Below are 16,538 nucleotides of genomic sequence, written 5' to 3' on the forward strand. Positions count from 1 at the left end.
CGCTTCATGCCGTCCACGCCCACCACAGCCACGCCCCGTCCCCGCTCGCGCACCCGCCGCGTGCTGCGCGCGCTGGGCTGGACGCTGGCGGGCCTGTTGCTCGTCGTGCTGCTGCTCGCCGCAGGCACCTGGTGGTGGCTCGGTTCGAACACATCGCTGGCCTTCGCGCTCGCGCAGGCCGCACAGCGCCTGCCCGCGGGCCAGACGCTCGAGAGCCGCGACGTGACCGGCTCGCTGCGCACCGGCGGCCGCATCGGCTGGCTCAAGTGGCAAAGCGAGAGCCTCGCGGTCGAGGTGAACGACGCCACGCTCGGCTGGCAGCTCGCGCCGCTGTTCCAGCGCAAGGTGCAGCTCGGCGAGATCCACGCCGCAAGCCTGTCGATCGAACGCCGCGGCCCGCCCAGCGACGCGCCGACCGAGCCGCTCACGCAGGTCGCATTGCCCGTCGAAGTGGCCGAAGTGCCCTTCCGCATCGACGAGGTGCGCTGGGCCGGACCGCCCGCGCTGGAAGCCAAAGGCCTCGCGGGCCGCTACAGCTACCTCGGCGCGCAGCACGCGCTGGACATCGAAGGCGTCGACATCGCCGACGGCCACTACAGCGCCCGCGTGCGGCTGCAGGGCCCCGCGCCGATGGCGCTCGACGCGACGCTCGACGGCCGCGTGAAAGCCCCGCTCGCCGAAGACCGCCACATCGAGGTGCAGGCCAAGGCCTCGGTGAAGGGCACGCTGGCCGGCCCCGAGGCGCGCCTGCAGGTGGCCGCCGACCTGCAGCCCACCGAGCCCGACGCCGAAGCGCCGATGGAAGCCAAGCTGCGCGCGCAGATCGCGCCCTGGCTGCCGCAGCCCGTGATCGACGCCAAGGCCGACCTGCGCAACGTCGACGCCGCCAGCCTCTGGCCCGGCGCGCCCCGGACCCGGCTCACCGGCACCGTCGAGCTCGCGCCCGATGCCGCCACCGGCCCCGCCGCGTGGAAGGCCTCGGCCGACATCCGCAACGCCGTCGCCGGCCCGTGGGACGAACAGAAGCTGCCGGTCGAACAGGTCCAGGCGCAGGTCGGCTTCGACGGCACGACCTGGACCGTGCCCGAAGCCACCGTGCGCGCGGGCGGCGGCCGCATCGACGCCGAAGGCAGCTGGAGCCCCGCGCCCTCGCCCTGGCAGGTGCGCGCCACCGTGCGCGGCGTGCGGCCCGGTGCGCTGTACAGCGAGCTGTCGGGCGCGCCCGTCGGCGGGCAGATCAGCGCACGGCAGGCCGAAGATTCCGACACCCTCGTCTTCGATGTGGCCCTCCGCGCCGAAGGCAACGGCGGCGCCGGCAGCAAGGCGCTGCCCGGCTTCGGCCTGGACCGCGCGCTGGCGCAGGGCCAATGGAAAGACCAGGTGCTCGACCTGCGCACGCTGCGCGTCGAAGCGATGCGCGCCAGCATCGACGGCAAGCTGCAGGTGCGCGTGGCCGAGCAGGCCGCCAGCGGCAAGCTCGCCCTCTCGCTGCCGGGCGGCAGCGCGCAGCTCGACGGCCGCATCGCGCCCACCACCGGCGGTGGCGACCTCCAGGCACGCATCGACGACGCCGAAGCCCTGCAGCGCTGGGTGCAAGGCCTGCCGGGCCTGTCAGCTGTGTTCGCGAACGCCAGCGCCAAGGGCAGCGTCCGCCTCGACGCCAGCTGGCAAGGCGGCTGGCAGACCGTGCAGCGCCGCATCGAGAACCCCGGCGCTCCAGCCGCGCGCGGCAACGCCGAGCCCAGCCTCAAGGCCGCGCTCGCCGTGCCGCGCCTCGACCTGAACCTGCCCGCCGCCCAGCCCGGCGGCACGGCCACCAATGTGCAATTGCGCGCACTGCAAGCCGACCTCGCCGGCAGCATCGCCCAGGCCACGCTGACGCTCAAGGGCGAGGCCACCACCGGCACGCAGAAGCTGGCGCTCGACACCCGCGCCAGCGGCGGCCTTGCCAGCGCCAACCAGTGGCGCGCCACCCTCGCCAGCCTGCGCCTGCAGGCACAGGACACCGCCACCGCGCGCCCCGGCCAAGGGCCCTGGGTGCTGGAGCTGGGCCGCGAAGTCACGGCCACCGTGCGCGCCGCCGACAACCGCCTCGACGTCGAGGCCTCCGCCGCCGACGCCACACTGCGCGGCCCGCTGCCCGGCACCGTGCGCATCGACTGGCAGCCGCTGCGCTTCAACCAGAGCGGCGCCGCGCCCAACCGCGTGTTCCGCCTGCAGTCCAAGGGCCAGATGCAGGGCCTGCCGATGGCCTGGGCCGGCGCGTTCGGCGCCAACGCCACGCTGAGCGAACTCGGCATCAGCGGCGACCTGCTGTTCAACGGCGACTGGGACATCGACGCCGGCGACACCCTGCGCGCCAAGGCCCGCCTTGCGCGCCAGAGCGGCGACATCCGCGTGCAGGCCGGCGAGGCCGCGCTCGTCACCCGCATCACCAGCACCGGGACCGGCACCGCGAGCGAACGCACCATGAGCTCGGCCAGCGGCAAGAACGAGGTCAACGGCGTCGACGTCACCGCCACGCCCGCCGGCCTGCGCCGCGCCGAACTGCAGCTCGACGCGCAGGGCGACGCCGTGCGCGCCACCCTGGCCTGGGACAGCGAACGCGCCGGCCGCCTCGACGCCGAACTCGGCACCCGCATGCAGCAGCGCAGCGGCGGCTGGCAGTGGGCGCCCGACGCGCCCCTGAACGGCACGCTGCGCGCCGCGCTGCCCAACCTCGGTGTGTGGTCGATGCTCGCGCCGCCCGGCTGGCGCATCGCCGGCACGCTCGACGCCAACGCCACCCTGTCGGGCAACCGCACCGCGCCGCGCTGGAACGGCACGCTCGGCGCCGACCAGCTCGCGCTGCGCGCCCCGGTCGAAGGCCTCGACCTGCGCGACGGCCGCCTGCGCGCCTCGCTCACCGGCGACCGCCTGGAGATCACCGAGTTCACGCTCAAGGGCGGCGCCGGCAGCAACGCGCGCATCGGCGGCCAGAGCGGCAACCGCAGCACCGCCGCCAGCGAAGCGCGCACCGACGGCGGCTCGCTCACCGCGCGCGGCGACCTCAGCTGGGGCAGCAACAACAGCGCGACCAGCACCGGCATCCGCATGGCCCTGCAGGCCGAGCTGCGCGCCCTGCGCGTGCTGGTGCGCACCGACCGCCAGGTGTCGCTGTCGGGCAACCTGCAGGCGCGGCTGGACGACGGCCAGTTCAACGTGCGCGGCAAGCTCAAGACCGACCGCGCCGTCATCATCCTGCCCGACGAGACCGCGCCCAGCCTGGGCAGCGACGTCGTCGTGCGCTCGGCCGCCAAGGACAAGGCCGCCGCCGAGGCCGCGCAGCGCGAATCCGCCAAGGCCGACGCCCAGGCGGCCAAGGCCGCCAAGCCCCAGACCGCCAAGCCGCCCGACATCGTCGTCACCTTCGACCTCGGCGACGACTTCGCCGTGCAGGGCCGCGGCATCACCACGCGGCTCGAAGGCGAACTGGAAATCCGCAGCACCCGCCTCGATGCCCCGCCGCGCATCACCGGCGAGGTGAAGACCGTCAAGGGCCAGTACCGCGCCTACGGCCAGCAGCTCGACGTCGAGACCGGCATCGCGCGCTTCAAAGGCCCCTTCGACAACCCCGCGCTCGACATCCTGGCCATCCGCCCGAACATTGCGCAGCGCGCCGGCGTGCAGATCACCGGCTCCGCGCAGTCGCCGCGCGTGAAGCTCTACGCGGAGCCCGCGCTGTCTGACGCCGAGACGTTGTCATGGGTCATCCTGGGCCGCGCCTCGGCCACCAGCGGCGGCGAGTCGGCCCTCTTGCAGCAGGCCGCCCTGTCGCTGCTCGGCAAGATCGGCGGCACCACCACCGGCGGCAGCCTGGCCAGCCGTTTCGGCCTGGACGAACTCGGCTTCAAGGGCCCCGGCAACGGCGGCGACCTGCGCGAGTCGGCCGTCACGCTGGGCAAGCGGTTGTCCAAAGACTTCTACATCACCTACGAACGCAGCCTGGGCGGCACCTTCGGCACCCTCTTCATCTTCTACGACCTGACCAAGCGCCTCACGCTGCGGGGCCAGGCGGGGCAGACGAGCGGGGTGGACCTGATCTATACGGTGAAGTACGACTGAGGGTTGGGGACACCCCAAGCTGGTAAAGTGCGGGCCGCACCGCAGCAGCGGCGCACACCGTCTTCGTAGTTCAATGGATAGAACGGGGTCCTCCTAAGACTCAGATACAGGTTCGATTCCTGTCGAAGGCACCATGGGATCGAATCACAGCATCCCACAAAGACCCAGAACCCGCACGTTTCCCAAGCGTAGCGGGCTTTTCTTTGCCCCACGTAGTGTCATGACGTAGCATGTCAGCGCAGAGAAATATGGGCATTTTTGTTGGTATCTCGAAAAAGCCCAAAAGCCAGATACCAACAGGAAGGCGGCAATGGCACTCACCGACATCCGCATCAGGCAGCTCAAGCCCCTCGGCGCGGCCAGCGGGGAAAAGTACGCGGACGAGCGCGGCCTGTACCTGCACGTCACCGCCACCGGGAAGTACTGGCGGATGAACTACCGCTTCGCCGGGAAGCAGAAGACCCTGGCCCTCGGGGTCTACCCCGATGTCACCCTGCTCAAGGCCCGCGCCCGGCGCGACGAGGCCCGGGCCCTTCTGGCGGATGACGTCGACCCCGGCGTCGCCAAACGCGACGAAAAGCGAAACAAGGCCGAGGCCTCCATCCACACCTTCGAGAAGGTCGCCCGCGACTGGCTCGCCAAGACGGCGAACAAGCGCGCCGCCATCACCCAGACCAAGGTCACCCGCTGGCTCGAGAAGGACGTGTTCCCGTTCATCGGCAAGCTGCCCGTGTCGACCATCCGCGCGAAGGACGTGCTCGACAGGGTCGCCCGCCGCATGGAGGACCGTCACATCCACGAGAGCGCGCACCGCATCGTGCAGATCTGCGCTCAGGTGTTCCGCTACGCGGTGGCGGTCGGGCTGATGGAGCGTGACGTGACGGTCGACCTGCGCGGCGCGCTGGCCTCAGTGCAAAAGACCAGCTACGCCGCGATCACCGAGCCCCGGCAGGTCGGCCAACTCCTGCGCTCCATCCATGCCTACGGCGGGCACCCGACGGCCGTGGCCGCCCTGCAGCTGACGCCGCTGGTGTTCGTGCGCCCCGGCGAGTTGAGGGCCGCGGAGTGGGCCGAGATCGACCTCGACGCCGCCGAGTGGCGCATCCCGGCCGCCCGGATGAAGATGAAGGTCGAGCACCTCGTGCCGCTGTCGCGGCAGGCCGTGGAGATCCTGCGTGCCCTGCACCCGTTCAGCGGGCACGGCCGCTACGTGTTCCCCAGCATCCGCACGGGCGAGCGCTGCATGAGCGAGAACACCATCAACGCCGCGCTGCGCGGAATGGGCTACGCCAAGGACGTGATGACCGCCCACGGTTTCCGGGCCACGGCCCGCACCCTCATGGACGAGGTGCTGGGCGAGCGCGTCGACCTGATCGAGCACCAGCTCGCGCACACCGTCAAGGACCCGAACGGGCGCGCCTACAACCGCACAGCGCACCTGCCGGCCCGCCGGGAAATGATGCAGCGCTGGGCGGACTACCTGGACAAGCTGCGTACCGGGGCAGACATCGTCCCGATCAACCGGGCCGCGTGATGACTCTCTGCCAGCCGGTCAAGGTGAAGCACATGGCGGCCGCCCTCAGCCCGCGCAGGCGGGCGCATTGATGCGCGTCATCGGCGCCGATGCAGGGCAGCGCGCTGTCCACGCGGGACCGAGGCCGTCTGCGCTGCTGTTCCAGTGGCCCGGCAACGTCCGCGCCATGGCGGGGACCGACCTCGACACCGAGACTGCGGCGCTCAGGACATCCCACCACCCGACGACGAAGCGCCCCCCTCTCGGGAAAGTCAACGGGTGGCCGCATCTCGTGCCGCTCGCGATCCTGGAGGCGTCGCGCGTCCCGACCTGGCGTGGCCGCTTCGTGCCCTCTTCATTGCTGACTGGCGGGCGCTGCGCGAGCAGGAAGACCGTCCGCTCGGCGCTGCGCCGCAGGGGCTACGCCAACGACAACAGGACTGCCCCCGAGTTTCGCGTCATGGCCTCCGGCCGCGCGGAGTTCATGGCCCGGCACCGCCAGCTGATGACGTCATGGGCCGCGTATTTGGATCGCCTGCGAGGGGGCACGGGCGATCATGTTCCAGAAGGCATGCCCCCCGTGAATCCCCTCTTTTGTTGGCAGGTCGCGTCTAGAGTGACGACCGAGAAATCGGTCTTCCCGGTCCCGGCGCGGCGTTCTTTTTCAACGCATCACGAGAGGTATTCATGGAACCGGATTGGATGGAACATTGGCGCTTGAGCGCCGACCTGAGCGTCGTTCACGCAGCACTGCTGATGGCGGGCATTACCCCGGGCAGCGAGGTAGGAGCAAATTGCGATGGCTGGGAGACGAGCCGGCAACCGCCGGCCTACGTCGCGGCGAAGGCTGCGCTGACGACCGCCATCAAGAACAACAGGCTCGAGGCGAAAATTCGTCGCAGTGCCTGGCACCGCGGCTGGGACGAAAACCCCGGAGAGGGAGAAAGCATCGCGAGAGCCGAGGTTTACCCGGACTACTCGGCCGAGGCCGAGTCGCCCGGTCGCGGCAGGGATTCTCCCTTGACCACGAAGTTGCGCGAGCTGGTCTACCGCGCAGCGCCGGACTGGAACTTGACCACGGTGGAGGTCGAGGCGCTGCGCGCTTGGCTCTCGACGCGCGGCATCAGGAACGGATTCTTTTTCCCCCAGGCACGGCACGCAACCGACCTGCCGGCCTACCTCGACAAGTCTCATCCGCGCTACGCGCCCAAGCTGGCCGCATCGTTGGTGGCGTGGGAGCGGGCGGAAGGCAGCCCGGACAGCAAATCCCCCAAGGAAACTCTCGAGCAGATCCTGTACGAAATCGCTGCGGACTTCGGGCTGATCGGCGATGACGGTAGGCCCAACAAACAGGGCATCGAGGAATGCAGCAAGGTCGCGAACTGGCGGCCTCGCGGAGGCGCTCCGAAGACCCCTGCGAAATAACCCACCCACCCCAAGAACCCGCGCCGTTGCTCGCGATTCATTGATTCAGTGGAATAAACCTACCCACCCCTAGGGCCCAAACCCACCCCCCCGCCTGTTCAGTAGGGGGGGGTGGGTTTTCTGAACCCGCCCATCTATTCCGAGTGCTGCCGACTTTCGAAGATGGCCTCCTGTTCATTCATGGAGGCTCACATGCACGCAGCACCGATCACCAAGCCGCAGGCCGCCCGCCCCAAGCGCGGCACGGTCAATCCTCAACCCCTGCACGTGGCGCAGATTGCCGAGGCGCTGCTCGTCATGAGGAACGTTTCCGCCCTGACGGGGCTGTCGCCGTCCTCGGTATACCGCCGCTTGGCGCGTCACGATTTCCCCCCGCCGGTGCGTCTCGGCAACCGCTGCACCCGCTGGCGCGCGGGCGACGTGACGGCGTGGCTGGCAGCCCAGGCGGAGGCGTAACGGTCATGACCACCAATCAAGATCCACAGAAAGCGCTGCGTACGCTTCAATACAAGGAGGGCCGGCATCTGATCCGCGCCTACCTCATTCGCCTCCACTCGAGCAAGGTCGCTCCCAAAGAAGAGCTGGCGGTCACGGTGGCCTCGCTGAAGGGCTACACGCTGGTGATCTTCTGCCGCTTTCTCGAAAATGCCCTGCTCGAGGGCCTCTCGGCCAAGACGCAGGTCATCAAGCTCCGCGCACAGATCGACCCCGACGAGGCGCGCTTCGACGCTCTGGCGGTGCGTTTCGCCAAGACGGGCTGTGCGCTGCTGCGCAAAAGGACGGCTGGCTACCCGACCACCTATCAGGTGGCGTGCCTGGGCCGCGTCATCGAGTTCTTCAACGGCCTCGACGCTGCAGAGCGCTTTCTGCAGCAGCACACGATCGGCAACAGCGATGTCGCCACCTAGCCCCCTGCTGCACAGGCTTCTGCAACGGCTCGAACTCGTCAAGTCCTCCGCGCACGGGTTCTCCGCGCGCTGCCCGGCACATGACGATCACAGCCCCTCGCTGTCGATCAAGGAAGGCGAGGATGGCCGCGTCCTGGTGCACTGCTTCGCGGGCTGCGCCTTCCAGGACGTGGTCGCTGCCCTGGGGCTGACGCCGGCCGATCTGTTTCCCGCGAACGGCCAGCTGCGCTGCCCGCCGCCTGCGCCCGGCGTCACCCGCACGGCGCTGGGTGCGGCAGTCGAAATCGAAAAAGCCGTGCTCGTCATGGTCGCCTCCGACCGAGCGAATGGCATATCCATCAGCCCGACGGATGCTGCCCGCGAGCGCCTTGCCAAGCAGCGCATCGAACTGGCGCGGAGGGCCGGATGAACGACCACAGCGATGTGTGGGCCGCGATGGCGGCGGCCGATGCCGCCGCATCGGGCTGGCCCGCCCCGACCCCTCTGCCTGACGCGCTGCCTCCCGTGCAGCCCTTCGTTCCCGAGCTGATGCCCGAGGAGCTGCGCGGCTGGGTCGTGGACATCGCCCACAGAATGCAATGCCCCGCTGACTTCCCCGCAGTCGGCGTCGTGGCGGCGCTTTCGAGCCTGGTCGGCGCGCGGGCCGTGGTGCAGCCCAAGGCCTACGACGACTGGCAGGTGGTGCCGAATCTGTGGGCTTTGGTCGTGGGCCGTCCCGGCGTCATGAAGTCGCCAGCCCTGGGCGAGGTGCTGAAGCCGCTGCACAAGCTGCAGGCGGCCGAGGTCGAGCAGCACAAAGCGGCGCACCTGACATGGGCGCTCGACAGCAGGCTGGCCGAACTCCAGGGTGCGGAGCGCGAGAAAAAAGCCAAGGGGCTCGCAGGCAAGGACCCGGCGGCAGCGCGCGCGCTTCTGGAGCCGGTGGACACCACGCCCGAGCCGGTCGCGCGGCGCTACGTCGTGAACGACCCCACCGTCGAAAAACTCGGCGAGCTGCTGATGGCGAACCAGTGGGGCATCCTGACCTATCGGGACGAAATGCACGGCCTCCTGGCCGCCATGGACAAGCAAGGACAGGAGGGTTCGCGCGCCTTTTTCCTGCAGAGCTATGACGGGAATCAGGGCTACACCTTCGACCGCATCGGGCGCGGCACGGTGCACATTCCGCGTGTCTGCCTCGCCATGCTCGGCGGCATTCAACCGGGCAGGGTCCAAGAATATGTGCGCGGCGCCGTATCGGGCGGCAGTGCCGACGATGGCCTGTTGCAGCGCTTCGCCTTGACCGTATGGCCCGACACGGCCAGCGAGTTCGTCAACGTGGATCAATGGCCCGACACGCCCGCCAAGATGCGGGCATGGGCAGCGTTCGAGCGACTGGCATGCCTGCAGCCGGCGAGCGAGACCGAACCCAGGGTCTGGAAGTTCGATGCCGTAGCGCAAGCCCTGTTCGCGGAATGGCGCACGCCATTCGAGCAAGAACTCAAACGCGGCGAGCTGCACCCGGCGATGGAAAGCCACCTCGCAAAGTACCGCAAGCTGATCCCGGCGCTGGCACTCTTGTTCGCGTTGATCGACACGCCCGATGCCGGCGCGATCGGCGAGCGTGAGCTGCTTCGCGCCCTGGCCTGGGGCGACTACCTGCGCAGCCACGCGCAGCGGCTGTACAGCGCAGCAGTGACGCCGTCGACGGGCGCGGCTGTGGTGCTGCTGAAAAAGCTCAGGGCTGGCGTTCTGGGTGATTCATTCTCACCCCGCGAGGTGGCTGTGAAAGGATGGTCGGGCCTGCCGGATTCGGAGGCGGTGCGCAAGGCGGCAGACCTGCTGTGCGACTTCGACTGGCTGCGGCGTGTCGTGATGCAGGGAGGCGTGATGGGCGGCAGGCCCAGCGAGCGCTACATCATCAACCCGGCGGCGAAGGGGGCGCCATGAGCTGGCTTGCCCGACTGAAAGATCAGAGCACCCCTGCGCCTCACCCTACGAAACCTACAAAAGAGGGTTTCGTAGGTTTTGTAGCCCCCTCTCAGAGGCAGATTGGGATTTTCGCAGAGACAGGGTCGCTCAAGGCAAACGGCACCATCCTCGACCCCAATCGCGATTGTTGGCCCGCCAGTGACGCCATGACCGGCGTGGAGATCGACCGCTTCACCGCGCGGCTGGCGAAGTTCACCGACAACGGGCTGCCCCTCGTCGCGGCCGAGGCGCTGGCCGACCGCCTGGTGATCCGTGACCGGGACGGTGACGACCGGCGGCTATGCCTTGAATGCGCACACCTTAGCGGCCGGCGCTGCGGCGCGTGGCAGCGCGCAGCCGTAGGCGGTCCGGTGCTGCCGACCACCCTACTGGCGTTGCCCCAGAGATGCGCCGCGTTCGACGCGGGCCGGACAAAGGAGGATGTTGCCGCACACGCTCCGCGAACCTAGAACACCCGTGTGTACGCGCCCGTAGGCCTCGTTCCACGCGGGGTCACCCCCCCTCTTCACAGGGCACGAAAAGCAATCGCCGCGCTTCAGCTCTTCACGGGCGTTGAAGACGGCTGGCCGATGCCTTGATGATCCAGCAGTGATTCCTCACTGAGAGGCATTTCTGATGCCTGCGAATCGACGCGCCAATCCTCTTTTATGCAGTGCACAAACTGCCAAAACGCATCGAGGCGTAGCGCACCCAACCCGCTGAAGAACTCGCGAGGGGTCCCTGGATCGACCGGCTTGCAGTAGTGTCCGTCGCATGGGCGTGCTCGAATGGATGATCTTCAAGGCGATGGTCCTCATCGTCGCCGTGGCCATTTATGGCTTTTGGCTTGGCCGCAAGGACCGCGACGGCTGAGCAGATGGTTTGCCGACAGCATCTCACGGCACCGCGCAAGGTTCGATTCCGATTCCGATGCCGGTACGTTCGTCCGTGTCTCACCATGAAACAACCGGGCGAAGGAGAAACAATGGCGGCTCACCAGTGGCGCCTCCGCAGACGATGGGAGCAATTCGCGCCGCGCGCACCACAGCTCGAACCGACAAGTCGCTTCAAGTCTTCCTAGAAAAATTGTCGCCCCACCTAGCCGCCGTTCGTGAAGGCGACGGCGGCTCCCGACCCACAATGAAACTTTGCGCCGCCCGTCAAACCTTCTAAAAGCCATCACTACCAATTTCAGCGGACCAGCCAGCGCCGGGCCGCTCGCGAGACCGAACTCAGCAGCTCTACTCGGCCAGCACAGGCTGCTGCGGCTCTGCGGCCAGGCTGATGTGCTCCAGCCTCCAGCGCTTCAGTTGCTTAAATTGCTGGTAGGTCAGAACCGATTCCGACACCACATCACAGAAGCGCAGTTCGATGTGCTGCCACGTCTTGGTAGGGTCGAACAGCTTGTCCCTGAATGCCTTCTCGATCGCCTTGGCCGCTGTTTCCGCCCCCTTCTCTGCCGCTTCGAAGTCAGAGTCAGCCGAGTGCAGGATGGTGATGTCGAGGGTGTAGGTGTCGTCGGGGCCTTCGCGAGGGACTTCGGCACCTTCGTCTACATCGAAAAAGACGCCAACAATCAACTCCCCATGAGGTCTCACGGCCTTGGCAATTTTCTCGTGCAGCTTGAATTCCTTCGCGGTCAGGCGGCGCTCGAATTCGTCGGGGAATGCCGAGCGACGATAGCGACTGGCCAACCACATCTGAAAGATGGCTTGGTTCTCTTGGGACAGGTGCGCATCGGGGCGAGGGATAAATTCGTTCAGCGCGAGCTTGTCGACATAGATCTTGGCGGTCGCCTCGAACTCGGTCCAGAAAACGGCAGCGCCCGCAAACTCGATATGGAGCTTGCGGGCGTTCTTGGCATGGGTGCAGTTGCCATCTCTGTCCGCCACCAGAAGGCCAACGACCACCTCGACGACAGGCTCCCCTTCGGGAGCTTGTGCGAGGTCACAGTCGTGGCTAGCGACGATGGCGAGCGTCTGGTCGAGTGCCGCCGCGTGATGAAGCCCCAAGGCCTCAATCGCGTCTTTGCCCAGTAGATGCCCTTGGCGCCATGGGGTATCACGATTCCACTCCGCCACGTCCTACCTTCACGAATGGTCGTTGGGCGCAGGAAGGTCGAAGTCGACGCTCGCGGGCGTCTTCACCCGATTCACGAATCGAGCATTCATACGTTCGCGTTGCGCCGCCTCGCGTTTATGAATCTGGATCAGCATCAGGGCAGCCTCCCTAGCGGACTCACCTGCCTGCGCAACCTGCATCAGTGTCCGACCGTTGGCGAACTTGCGCTTCAATAGGACCGAATTGATGCTCACGCCTTCGTACGCCAGCACGTCAGCAGCTCGGGCAAGGTCCTGCAACTTCGCAGCGTTCTCGTTTGCAACGGGTTCGCCATTGAGCCAGTTGTAGACAGATTGCCGCGACACGCCGAACGTTGTCGCCAGGTCGGAGACGGCCGGGTTCAGCACCTCGCGGATGCGCGACAGGTCTTCGCTAGGCGTGCGAATCTGCTCAACCTCCGCGACCTCGAACGCGGACACCCTGTGCTGTGCCCGCTGATCGCTCCGTTGCAGATGCTCCAACGAAAGCTCGCCTCCAGTGCCAATGCTGGTCAATGCGACACCTGCGGCAGTCATCCACCCCGCCCAGCGAACAAGGGTGGAAGTCACGCCTGTTGCGTCCGGCCGGTCGGTAACCCAGCCGCCATAGGTCATTGCTGCGCTCATGATGTTCCCTTCTCTAGGCCCAAGAGGCCCGGGCATGGTCGGTAACCGTAGCATTGAAGGACTTGACGATTTCGTCATGGAGCGCCGTCAGTCGTGCCCCCACCTTGGACAGGTCGAACACTTCTCGCTGGCCGATGGATGCATCTGTATCGACGATGGCATGCAGGCCCTCGCGTTGGGTAAATCGAGGGTCGATGGTTGGGGCAAAGCCGCTCAGTTCCAGGGGAAGGCCGACGTGCCCATGGCGGATGAGGACACGCGACACAAGTTGCCCAGCGGCAGTCGAGACGATGGTCTCGCTGACCGATTGCTCAAGTTGACCTTCGCCTCGCAGCGCAAGACCCAGCACTTCCGGCACGAGGAATTCCCGCAACGTTTCGCCGTCCTTCGACGGCTGAACAGCGTCCAAGTACCGCAGCCCGATGCGCTCAACGAAGTCGAGACGCAGGGCGTCGTGCAGCATGCTGAGCCCCTTCAGAAGGATCTCGGAAAAGGTTTCGAAGGTATCGTAGCTCGTGGTCTGAAACGACAGGGCATTCGTCTCCAGCAAGAACAGCGTGCGCCCAGCAATGTCTCCGAATTGATAGCGCGCCTGCGGCGTAACGGTCGGTGCGGCCATCTGCCCTTGTTCTCCTCCGCCGAAGGGCAGAACAAGCTGCTGAAAGACTTCTTTCTTATAGTCGGGGAAATGCGCCTCCCGCATCTTGGACTGGATGGCGGGTATGTACCCATCCAAATCCAGCACCGGGTTGAACCGGACTTGGGCAACGGTGTAGTAGACCGGCGCGCTGGTCAGCTTCTTCCCCATATTACTTTTCCTCGACTATGTGCTTGACGGGCAGGTTGACACTTTACATCACGGTTGACACCCCTTGTCAGCCGGGGTGTGTAAAGTTCCATTGGCCCTACTCGGGCGATCTGCAGCGGCCATCGGCAATTTGGCGCTGCGCATGCCGGCTATGCCTCGACCGGCTTGACCTTGCGCCGACATCCGCTCGTGCTGCTGCGCGAGCGCCCCGCCCGGCGTGAGCTCATGACGGCACGGGCTCTCGATGCCATGCAGCGGTCGCCGACATTCCGCCTGACTCGCATGAATGAGTACTACGAGCGAATAGCGGCCGGGGGGACACGAAGGCCATGACTCACGTGGAAAGCAAGCGCGAACCCTTCAACATTTGAGCGATATCTATTGGCAGGCTCGCCTCGCCCGGTTGCACAATTACTGCTCACAGGAGCGGACCGAATGCCAGCCCTTCACCTTGTCGAACGCCTCGGGAACACCCACAAAGTCAAAGACTCCGCCAACCCGCACGAATACGACTGCGGATATTGGGTCGTCTCGGTGCCGACCGCCGAGCGGCTCGTGGCAGAGGGTGGAGACCTTTACCTTCATGACGGCCAGAATGAGCCGTCCCGATTCGGCGGAAAGATCGTTGGCTTTCACGTACACCAAGGTGGCCCCGAGAACGGGCGCCTTGTCTTTCGCATCCAAGCGACGCCGGAACACAGGGGCGTAAGGACGGGGCGCGAGGGCTGGGGAAACGAAAAGAAGATTGTTTGGTAGAGCTTCCACGTTAGCCGTTGCGAAGGCACTGACGTCGCGCGCGACTGAGTTGCGTAGAGTCCGCTTGAGGGCATAGCAAAGGACCGAAGGGTACCCAAAACGGCGTTGCTGTGTCCGCACCCCCTGCTGGTCACGATTGCACTGGCGTTAACAAGCTGGAATCGCCGCTATAGTTTTGTTGTCGAGAGCATCCGTGACGAATCCTTCCCAAGGCTCAGCGAACAAGCCGCCTCCTCCGACGCGCGATTCGCGCGTGCCCCGCTCCTGAAGCCGGGTAATCCGATGTGTGCCGACATCGTCAGCCCTGCAGTGCGCAGTTCAATGATGTCCCGCATTCGGGGCAAGAACAGCCGCCCCGAACTCGCTCTGCGCAGGCAGCTGTTCACGGCCGGCTACCGTTTCAGGCTCCATCGCCGAGACCTGCCCGGTTCGCCAGACATCGTCCTGCCCAAGCATCGGGCGGTCGTGTTCGTACATGGGTGCTTCTGGCATCGCCATCAAGGGTGTCCGAAGTCGACGACCCCGTCCAGCAACGCGACCTTCTGGGCGACCAAGTTTGCCTCCAACATGCGGCGCGACGCGGCAGCGATCGACCAGCTCGTCGCGCTCGGCTGGCGCGTTGCAGTGGTCTGGGAGTGTGCCCTGGGTGCCGATGGCCTTGATCCGCCGCGCTTCTCCCAGTTATGCGCTTGGATCGGTCAGACGGCCGATCAGGCCGGTGCTGACGCGCGGCGAAATCGGCTCGAAGTACCTTGAGCTGATCGAGGAACGAGCATCTTCGACACGATCGCCGCGATGCGGTTGGCAAGCAGTGGCGGCACGGCGTTGCCAACCTGCGTGTATTGCTCCGTCCGGGTCCCTTCGAAAAAGTAGTCGTCGGGAAAGGTCTGCAGGCGAGCGGCCTCTCGTACGGTGAGACTGCGGCACTGGACCGGGTCGTAGTGGATGTAATAGTGGCCGTCCTTCGCGATGTGCGAGACGACGGTGGTCGAGGGCTCGTGTCCGCACTGGACACGGAAGCGGTCCGGAAACGGGATCGGTCCGCCATCGCTGCTCGACGCGTTGCGGTGCTCGGGAAGCAACAGCGGTGGAAATTCGGGCAGCTTGGGAGAGCGATGGTATTCCCGTGCGAAGGTCGCGGCGAAGAGGTATCTCGCAAGGTCCGCCCCCATGTGCGATCGCGCCTCGTGCTGCAGGATGCCACCGACCTTGGGCCGTAGCACCCACGACCTGTATGCAGCCGCTTCGGCTGCGAGATTGCCTGCAGCCTCGATCGGAGGGGCGGCAAGAAAGGCCTGTCCAGTCCCATACAGTGACGCGGAGGACGCCGCCGACGCCCGCATCCGCTCCGAGATTCTGGTCACCGAGCCGCCCGACCAGCCCTTCACGAGCTTGCTGGCCCTGGATACGGCTCGATGCCATTCGGCCGGGGAGTCTTCGCCGCGGGAGAGTCGGCTGCGTAGCGCCGGGAGGTCCCAAATGGCCTCTCGCACGCCGATCGACCGCATCGGCCGGAGCAGCTCATGCGGAACGGGGTTGCCGGACTTGCGCACGCCGAGCAGGATCACGCGGTGGCGAGCCTGCGGGATCCCGTACTTTTCCGCCTCGATCAGATAGTCCACGGGTGCGAGGCCCTGGCCTTGGTCGTCGCACACGAACGAGCGGATCTCGTACTCGACTCCGTCATGCGGCCGCGCGAGGTCATCGATGATCCGGGAGAACATAGAAACGCCGGAATGTTTGGAAGAGAGCAGACCCTTGACGTTCTCCATGACGAAGATTGCAGGTCGATGCGCGCGGATGATCCGAAGGTACTCCCGATAGAGGAAGTGCTTCACGTCCTCTGAAAAGGAGGCGTCGTTGGTCCGGCGCGCTCTTCCTGCCAGCGAATAGGCCTGACAGGGAGGCCCGCCGATGAGCACCCAGGAAGTGCTGCCTCCGAGCGCGTGTCGGATCTCGCGGTCGATCTGCGCTTCCGTCGTCTTTCCGAGTTCGAACTGGCGCGCCTCCGTTTCGGCCTCCCGAAATGCGCGCGCAACTGCGGGAACGGCGAGAAACTGCTCGCGAGAAAGTGACCCGCGGACATAGTCATAGTAGTGGCGCTCGTGGGGCGTGCCGTCCAGCAAGCGATAGACGGCGCGTAGCAACAGGGTGCGGTGAGCGCTGGATTCCTTCTCGATGGAGATGCCAAGGCGGAATACGGGGCGGCCTCGTTCGTCGCGTAGCGCGGCGAATCCTTCGCCGAGACCGCCTGGCCCGGCAAAGAGATCAATGATGGGAATCGGCATTCTGGTGAGGGGTGGAGTGGCTCCGATGTTACCAGGCGCGGCATGGTCGAAGGTTCGAAT

The 16,538-nt window shown here is 66.5% G+C and carries 15 protein-coding genes and 1 tRNA gene; 11 read left to right on the forward strand and 5 right to left on the reverse strand.

The window, feature by feature from the left end; genetic code table 11:
• Nucleotides 1–6 precede the first annotated feature (6 nt).
• The 10 genes from AC07O4_RS21195 (at nt 7) to AC07O4_RS21240 (ending at nt 10,370) form a co-directional block, all read left to right on the forward strand.
• Nucleotides 7–4,104 carry a translocation/assembly module TamB domain-containing protein gene (locus AC07O4_RS21195; RefSeq protein WP_495305570.1) on the forward strand — a complete coding sequence of 1,366 codons (4,098 nt, stop codon included), beginning with the start codon at nt 7–9 and terminating at the stop codon, nt 4,102–4,104.
• Nucleotides 4,105–4,163: 59 nt separating this feature from the next.
• Nucleotides 4,164–4,238 (forward strand) — tRNA-Arg (locus AC07O4_RS21200).
• Between the two features lie 176 nt (nt 4,239–4,414).
• Nucleotides 4,415–5,638, forward strand: a complete 1,224-nt coding sequence (locus tag AC07O4_RS21205; RefSeq protein WP_062469482.1) for a tyrosine-type recombinase/integrase — start codon at nt 4,415–4,417, stop codon at nt 5,636–5,638.
• Nucleotides 5,639–5,708: 70 nt separating this feature from the next.
• On the forward strand, nt 5,709–6,338 hold the full coding sequence (locus tag AC07O4_RS21210; RefSeq protein ID WP_062469485.1) for a site-specific integrase: 630 nt from the start codon (nt 5,709–5,711) through the stop codon (nt 6,336–6,338).
• Nucleotides 6,335–7,042 carry a hypothetical protein gene (locus tag AC07O4_RS21215; RefSeq protein ID WP_062469487.1) on the forward strand — a complete coding sequence of 236 codons (708 nt, stop codon included), beginning with the start codon at nt 6,335–6,337 and terminating at the stop codon, nt 7,040–7,042. The genes AC07O4_RS21210 and AC07O4_RS21215 overlap by 4 nt, the downstream gene beginning before the upstream one ends.
• Nucleotides 7,043–7,234: 192 nt before the next feature.
• Entirely contained in the window at nt 7,235–7,498 is a 264-nt protein-coding gene (locus tag AC07O4_RS21220) for a helix-turn-helix transcriptional regulator (RefSeq protein WP_082817927.1), read from the forward strand.
• 5 nt (nt 7,499–7,503) lie between these two features.
• Nucleotides 7,504–7,950 carry a hypothetical protein gene (locus tag AC07O4_RS21225; RefSeq protein WP_495305571.1) on the forward strand — a complete coding sequence of 149 codons (447 nt, stop codon included), beginning with the start codon at nt 7,504–7,506 and terminating at the stop codon, nt 7,948–7,950.
• Entirely contained in the window at nt 7,937–8,359 is a 423-nt protein-coding gene (locus AC07O4_RS21230) for a DNA primase (RefSeq protein WP_495305572.1), read from the forward strand. Before AC07O4_RS21225 ends, AC07O4_RS21230 begins: the two co-directional genes overlap by 14 nt.
• On the forward strand, nt 8,356–9,879 hold the full coding sequence (locus AC07O4_RS21235; protein WP_495305573.1) for a YfjI family protein: 1,524 nt from the start codon (nt 8,356–8,358) through the stop codon (nt 9,877–9,879). The genes AC07O4_RS21230 and AC07O4_RS21235 overlap by 4 nt, the downstream gene beginning before the upstream one ends.
• Nucleotides 9,880–10,067: 188 nt before the next feature.
• The gene (locus tag AC07O4_RS21240) at nt 10,068–10,370 is read left to right on the forward strand and encodes a hypothetical protein (protein WP_495305574.1); all 303 of its coding nucleotides are present in this window, start codon (nt 10,068–10,070) and stop codon (nt 10,368–10,370) included.
• A 771-nt stretch (nt 10,371–11,141) separates the two neighbouring features.
• On the opposite strand, the gene AC07O4_RS21245 is transcribed toward AC07O4_RS21240, so the two are convergent.
• The 4 genes from AC07O4_RS21245 to AC07O4_RS21260 form a co-directional block, all read right to left on the reverse strand.
• Nucleotides 11,142–11,981 carry a hypothetical protein gene (locus tag AC07O4_RS21245; RefSeq protein ID WP_495305575.1) on the reverse strand — a complete coding sequence of 280 codons (840 nt, stop codon included), beginning with the start codon at nt 11,979–11,981 and terminating at the stop codon, nt 11,142–11,144.
• A gap of 9 nt (nt 11,982–11,990) precedes the next feature.
• The gene (locus AC07O4_RS21250) at nt 11,991–12,626 is read right to left on the reverse strand and encodes a hypothetical protein (protein WP_495305576.1); all 636 of its coding nucleotides are present in this window, start codon (nt 12,624–12,626) and stop codon (nt 11,991–11,993) included.
• Between the two features lie 13 nt (nt 12,627–12,639).
• A complete protein-coding gene (locus AC07O4_RS21255) occupies nt 12,640–13,434 on the reverse strand; it encodes a TIGR04255 family protein (protein ID WP_495305577.1) in 795 nt (264 codons plus the stop codon).
• 411 nt (nt 13,435–13,845) lie between these two features.
• Nucleotides 13,846–14,118 (reverse strand): hypothetical protein, encoded by a 273-nt coding sequence (locus tag AC07O4_RS21260; RefSeq protein ID WP_495305578.1) that lies wholly within the window; start codon nt 14,116–14,118, stop codon nt 13,846–13,848.
• A 177-nt stretch (nt 14,119–14,295) separates the two neighbouring features.
• Here AC07O4_RS21260 and AC07O4_RS21265 point away from each other — a divergent pair, with 177 nt between their 5' ends.
• Nucleotides 14,296–14,946: a very short patch repair endonuclease gene (locus AC07O4_RS21265; protein ID WP_495305579.1), complete on the forward strand. Its 651-nt coding sequence runs from the start codon at nt 14,296–14,298 to the stop codon at nt 14,944–14,946.
• Here AC07O4_RS21265 and AC07O4_RS21270 read toward each other — a convergent pair.
• Nucleotides 14,901–16,478 carry a DNA cytosine methyltransferase gene (locus AC07O4_RS21270; protein ID WP_495305580.1) on the reverse strand — a complete coding sequence of 526 codons (1,578 nt, stop codon included), beginning with the start codon at nt 16,476–16,478 and terminating at the stop codon, nt 14,901–14,903. The genes AC07O4_RS21265 and AC07O4_RS21270 overlap by 46 nt on opposite strands.
• Between the last annotated feature and the right edge of the window lie 60 nt (nt 16,479–16,538).

The sequence above is a fragment of the Variovorax sp. GW821-FHT09D04 genome (assembly GCF_059416405.1).